The organism is Mesorhizobium sp. ArgA1, from assembly GCF_053714375.1.
This window is the reverse complement of sequence record NZ_JBSKBQ010000058.1, coordinates 1-5895: the sequence shown is the minus strand read 5'-3', so window position 1 is coordinate 5895 and position 5895 is coordinate 1. Positions and strand designations below refer to the sequence as shown.

The 5895-nt window shown below is 64.5% G+C and carries 7 protein-coding genes and 1 riboswitch; all 7 genes read left to right on the top strand.

What is annotated here, in order from left to right:
* Positions 1-124 precede the first annotated feature (124 nt).
* Positions 125-236, top strand: a riboswitch (TPP riboswitch).
* A gap of 111 nt (positions 237-347) precedes the next feature.
* Positions 348-2183, top strand: coding sequence for a phosphomethylpyrimidine synthase ThiC (thiC, locus tag ACWGTI_RS31950; RefSeq protein WP_454590608.1), 1836 nt, complete (start codon positions 348-350; stop codon positions 2181-2183).
* A complete protein-coding gene (locus ACWGTI_RS31945) occupies positions 2180-3163 on the top strand; it encodes an FAD-dependent oxidoreductase (protein ID WP_454578839.1) in 984 nt (327 codons plus the stop codon). The genes thiC and ACWGTI_RS31945 overlap by 4 nt, the downstream gene beginning before the upstream one ends.
* Positions 3147-3344, top strand: a complete 198-nt coding sequence (gene thiS / locus ACWGTI_RS31940; protein WP_454578838.1) for a sulfur carrier protein ThiS — start codon at positions 3147-3149, stop codon at positions 3342-3344. The genes ACWGTI_RS31945 and thiS overlap by 17 nt, the downstream gene beginning before the upstream one ends.
* Before the next feature lie 4 nt (positions 3345-3348).
* Positions 3349-4122: a thiazole synthase gene (locus tag ACWGTI_RS31935; protein ID WP_454578837.1), complete on the top strand. Its 774-nt coding sequence runs from the start codon at positions 3349-3351 to the stop codon at positions 4120-4122.
* Complete coding sequence (locus tag ACWGTI_RS31930; RefSeq protein WP_454578836.1) at positions 4119-4724, top strand: thiamine phosphate synthase; 606 nt, start codon at positions 4119-4121, stop codon at positions 4722-4724. The genes ACWGTI_RS31935 and ACWGTI_RS31930 overlap by 4 nt, the downstream gene beginning before the upstream one ends.
* Complete coding sequence (locus tag ACWGTI_RS31925; protein ID WP_454590609.1) at positions 4721-5470, top strand: hydroxymethylpyrimidine/phosphomethylpyrimidine kinase; 750 nt, start codon at positions 4721-4723, stop codon at positions 5468-5470. Before ACWGTI_RS31930 ends, ACWGTI_RS31925 begins: the two co-directional genes overlap by 4 nt.
* Positions 5471-5642: 172 nt before the next feature.
* Positions 5643-5895: aldehyde dehydrogenase family protein (locus ACWGTI_RS31920; RefSeq protein WP_454590607.1), on the top strand; the 253-nt coding region annotated here is incomplete at its 3' end.

Below are 5895 nucleotides of genomic sequence, written 5' to 3'. Positions count from 1 at the left end.
CAATCGAATCAATTGGGGACTCACAGATTCAGCACTGGCGCCATATGTCACGTGTTAACTCACCCGATTGCCCTGACCTGCCTGTCAGAACAGTTGACAGGGCGCCTCTGCATCGTCAAACGTGTCCTCTCACCAGGGGAGTCCCGGCAAGGGGCTGAGATACTGCTATCGCGCGCAGTGACCCGTTGAACCTGATCCAGTTCATACTGGCGTAGGGACGGTGCGAGGCTTCACGGGTCGGCAATCCGGCTTCGGCATTCGGGCTGTGCCCGTCTTCCAAGCGAAGCGTCCTTCCTCCTCATCGCGTGAACTGGGTCTCCGTTGCATCAGAGCAAGGAGGCTCACTCATGAATGCCCACCCCCCGACCGTCACCGTCGGCGAACTCCCCGCTTCCAAGAAAGTCCACAAGCCCGGCCGGATTCATCCGGACCTGCGTGTGCCGATGCGCGAGATTTCGGTCCACCCGAGCGCCGGCGAGCCGCCGGTCACGGTCTACGATCCGTCCGGTCCCTACACCGACGCCGCCGTGATAACCGATATCGAGCGCGGCCTGCCACGATTGCGCGAGACAGGGATCGAGGCACGCGGCGATGTCGAGCGCTATGAGGGCCGCACGATCAAGCCCGGAGACAACGGTTTCGTCTCCGCCGATCGCCTGACGCCGGAGTTCCCCGTGCGCAACAGGCCGTTGCGCGCCGCCGGCGGCCGTCCCGTCACCCAGATCGCCTATGCACGCGCCGGCATCATCACGCCGGAAATGGAGTTCGTCGCCATTCGCGAAAACCTCGGCCGCGAGCAGTTGCGTTCGAAACTTCACCGTGACGGCGAGAGCTTCGGCGCCGCGATCCCGGATTTCGTCACACCGGAATTCGTGCGCGACGAGGTGGCACGCGGCCGCGCCATCATCCCTTCCAACATCAACCATCCCGAGAGCGAGCCGATGATCATCGGCCGCAATTTCCTGGTCAAGATCAACGCCAATATCGGCAATTCGGCGGTCACCTCGTCGATGACTGAGGAGGTCGAAAAAATGGTCTGGGCGATCCGCTGGGGCGCCGACACGGTGATGGATCTGTCAACCGGCCGTAACATCCACAACATCCGCGAATGGATCGTGCGCAATTCACCGGTCCCGATCGGCACGGTGCCGCTCTACCAGGCGCTTGAGAAGGTCGGCGGGATCGCCGAGGACCTGAGCTGGGAGGTTTTTCGCGATACGCTGATCGAACAGGCCGAGCAGGGCGTTGACTATTTCACCATCCATGCCGGCGTAAGGCTGCATTACATTCCGCTCACCGTCGACCGCGTCACCGGCATCGTGTCGCGCGGCGGCTCGATCATGGCCAAGTGGTGCCTGCATCACCACAAGGAGAGCTTTCTCTACGAGCATTTCGAGGAAATCTGCGACATCTGCCGCAGCTATGACGTGGCGTTCTCGCTCGGCGACGGCCTTCGCCCCGGCTCAATCGCCGACGCCAACGACGCCGCTCAGTTCGCCGAATTGGAAACGCTTGGAGAGCTGACGAAGATCGCCTGGGCCAAGGACTGCCAGGTAATGATCGAAGGCCCCGGCCACGTGCCGATGCACAGGATCAAGGAGAACATGGACAAGCAACTCGCGGTCTGTGGCGAGGCGCCGTTCTATACGCTCGGACCGCTCACCACGGACATTGCGCCGGGCTACGACCACATCACATCAGGCATTGGCGCGGCGATGATCGGCTGGTTCGGCACGGCCATGCTTTGCTACGTCACGCCGAAGGAACATCTCGGCCTGCCCGACCGCGACGACGTCAAGACCGGCGTCATCACCTACAGAATAGCCGCGCACGCCGCCGACCTCGCCAAGGGCCATCCGGCCGCCAAGGTCAGGGACGACGCGCTGTCGCGGGCGCGCTTCGAGTTCAGGTGGGAGGACCAGTTCAACCTCTCGCTCGATCCCGAGACAGCGCGCGCCTTCCACGACAAGACCCTGCCGAAGGAAGCGCACAAGGTGGCGCATTTCTGCTCGATGTGCGGGCCGAAATTCTGCTCGATGCGCATCTCCCACTACATTCGCGATGCAGCCAGAGAAGCTGGGACACAGAAGGAAGGGCTCGCGGCAATGGCGGCGAAATACCGGGACGGCGGCGACCTCTATATGCCCGTCGACGGCACCGCGGGGAGTTCGACCAAACCATGAAGGTGCTCATTCGCGGCGCCGGCGTTGCCGGGCTGACGCTCGCGCACGAGCTGGCAACACGCGGCGCCGATGTGACCGTGGTCGAGCAGCGCATGGAGATCGCCGGCAATGCCTCCTGGCAGGCCGGCGGCATGCTCGCGCCCTGGTGCGAGCGTGAGAGTGCTGAAGAGGCGGTGCAGACACTCGGGCTAGGCGCGGCCGACTGGTGGGACTCGGCGCTGCCCGGCTATGTCTCGCGCAACGGCACGCTGGTGCTGGCACCTGCCCGCGATGTCGGCGAATTGGACCGGTTCGCTCGCCGCACCTCCGGCTTCAGGCAGCTGGGCGCCACTGAGATCGCGGCCCTCGAACCGGGCCTTGCCGGCCGCTTCGGGCGTGGGCTGTTCTTCGCCGGGGAAGCGCATCTCGATCCGCGCAAGGCGTTGCTCGCGCTTCGAGACAAGCTGCTCGGCGTGGGCGTGCGCCTCGAGCTCGGCCACCGCGCGTTGTCCGCCGTCGCGGATATCGAGGTGGACTGCACCGGCATCGCCGACAGACGCACCGAGCTGCGCGGCCTGCGTGGCGAGATGCTCATCCTGCGAACAGCCGAGATCTCGCTGACCCGGCCACTGCGCCTGCTTCACCCGCGCATCCCGGTCTATGTCGTGCCGCGCGGGAAAAACCTGTTCATGGTCGGCGCAACAATGATTGAGTGCGATGCCGCCGGCCCGATCACCGCGCGCTCAACCATGGAGCTGCTCAGCGCCGCCTACGCGCTGCATCCTGCCTTCGGCGAGGCCGAACTGGTTGAAACGGGTGCCGGCGTGCGCCCCGCCTTTGTCGACAACCTGCCGCGCGTCGAGCGCGACGGGAGGAACATTCGCATCAACGGTCTCTACCGTCACGGCTTCCTGCTCGCGCCGGCGATGGCGCGGCAGGCAGCCGACCTCATTCTGGGAAACCCGGCAGCAAAGGAGCGTGCCCTTGAAGCTCACTGTTAACGGCCAAATTCACGACGTCGCAGCCGAGACACTTGCTACGCTGCTCGCCGAACTCGATTTCGAAGGTACCTGGCTCGCCACCGCGCTGAATGGCGACGTTGTGCCTGCCAGGGAGCGCGATAGCTGCCGGCTTGCAGAAGGCGACCGCATCGAAATCCTCGCACCGATGAAGGGAGGGTGATCCCTTGCTTGAACTCTACGGACAGAAATTCTCGTCCCGCCTTCTGCTTGGGACTGCGCTTTACCCCTCGCCCGCAGTCATGGCCGAGGCGGTGAAAGCGTCCGACACGCAGATCGTCACCGTGTCGCTGCGCCGCGAAACGTCCGGCGGCAAATCTGGCGGCCAGTTCTGGTCTCTAGTCCAGTCTCTGGGCGTTCGCGTCCTGCCCAACACGGCCGGCTGCCATTCGGTGAGCGAAGCGGTCACCACGGCGCGGATGGCACGCGAGGTGTTCGGTACCGCCTGGATCAAGCTCGAGGTGATCGGCAACCAAGATATGCTGCAGCCTGATGTCTTCGGGCTGGTCGAAGCGGCAAGGATTCTTGCCTCGGACGGCTTCGAGGTCTTCCCCTACACGACCGACGACCTCGTCGTTGCCGAGCGCCTGCTCGACGCCGGCTGCAGGCTGTTGATGCCCTGGTGCGCGCCGATCGGCTCGGCGCGCGGGCCACAAAACCCCGATGCGCTGCGCAGCCTGCGCGGCCATTTCCCCAGTATTCCGCTGATCGTTGATGCCGGTATCGGCCGCCCGTCCCATGCCGCAGCCGTTATGGAGCTCGGCTACGATGCAGTGCTTCTGAACACCGCGGTCGCCAAGGCTGGCGATCCCGTTGCCATGGCCGCGGCCTTTGGCAAGGCGGTCGAGGCGGGCCGCGAGGCCTATGGCGCCGGCCTGCTCGAACCGCGCGACATGGCTGTCCCCTCCACCCCGGTCATCGGCATGGCGGCATTCTCATGAAACTCGATCCGTTCTACCTGATCGTCGAGTCCGCCGCATGGATCGAACGTCTGGTGCCGCTTGGGGTGAAACTGGTGCAACTGCGCATCAAGGACCAGGACGAAGCTTCGCTGCGCCGAGAGGTCCGTGCCTCGAAGGCGGTGTGCGGCCGCCACGGCTGCCAGCTCATCATCAATGACTACTGGCGCCTGGCGATCGAGGAGGGATGCGATTTCGTCCATCTCGGCCAGGAGGATCTGGAGGGCGCCGACATTGGAGCAATCCGGCGCGCCGGCCTGAAGCTTGGACTGAGCACGCATGACGGCATCGAGTTGGAAACGGCGCTCTTCGCGGAGCCCGACTACGTCGCGCTCGGGCCGATTTACCCCACCATGCTCAAGGCGATGAAATGGGCGCCTCAGGGCCTTGAACGCTTAGCCGAATGGGGCAAGCGTGTCGCGCCAATGCCGCTCGTCGCCATTGGCGGCCTGAACCTGGAGCGGCTTCCCGGTGTATTCGCACATGGCGCCCAAAGTGCGGCGGTGGTTACCGACATCATCCGCGCCGCCGATCCCGACGCGCGCGTACGCGAGTGGCTCGAGGCAACAGCGCCGTGGCGATGAATGCGCAGTCTCACGTGCTGATCGTCGCAGGAATCGATTCAAGCGGCGGAGCCGGAGTGACGCGCGACGTCGAAACGATCGCGGCACTCGGCCTCAGCTCGTGCGTCGCCGTGACGGCGGTGACCGCCCAGACACATCAGGCGGTCACCTGGATCGAGCATATGCCGCCAGATCTTGTCGTGGCCCAGATGCGGGCCGCACTCATCGCCAACAGTGTGAAGGCCATCAAGGTCGGAATGCTTGGCACCAGCGGCGCGATCGCAGAAGTCGTGGCGGTTATACAGGATCATCGCGACATTCCGGTGGTGCTGGACCCGGTCCTCGCCTCCTCGTCCGGCGGGGCGCTGATCATGGAAGACGCTGTCGCCTCGCTGCGTGGTTATCTCATGCCGCTTTGCCGGATTGTCACGCCGAACCTGCCTGAATTGGCGGTGCTGACCGGATCGGCGATCGCAGTCGACGAGGCATCGGCTTGCCGACAGGGTGAGGCGTTGTCGAGATCCGTCTCGACCGCCGTCCTCGTCAAGGGCGGTCATGCGCGCGGCACGAATGCAGTCGACCTCTTGGTGCAGCCGGACCGAACGCCGCTTCGATTGAAGGCGCCGCGGCTGCCTGGCGAGATGCGGGGGACGGGCTGCATGCTCTCCAGCGCCATTGCCGCCTCTCTTGCGCTCGGGGTCTCGGTGGAAGAAAGCGTGCGTGCTGCCAAGCGCTATGTTTTCAACGCCCTCGCTGGACAAAAATGACCGACTTGGCGATCCCATCGGTCTGGTCGACGGTTTTCCTCTCCCGGATGAGCAATAATCGCGCGTGGGTTTTACCCGCGGGCCGTCCGAGGCCCTATGCTGAAATCGGACGTACGGGATAGACAACCGCACCCTGCGACAGATATCAGCCGCGTTGAGGAGGAATCCGGAATTGCCGCTCTGCCCGCCTTTGATCCGTCACCTGAAATCCCCCGACCTGTTCGTCGCCATTGACCGCTTGCCGTGCCTTGGCACGCCTGCGAGCGGCCGGACATTCGAGATCTTCAACCCATCGACCGGCGAATTGCTGGCGAAGCTTCCCGACATGGGCGTCGAGGAGACACGCGCCGCGATCGGCAAAGCCCATGTCGCCCAGCCTGGATGGGCGGCGCTGACCGCGCGAGAGCGCAGCGACATCCTCTGGC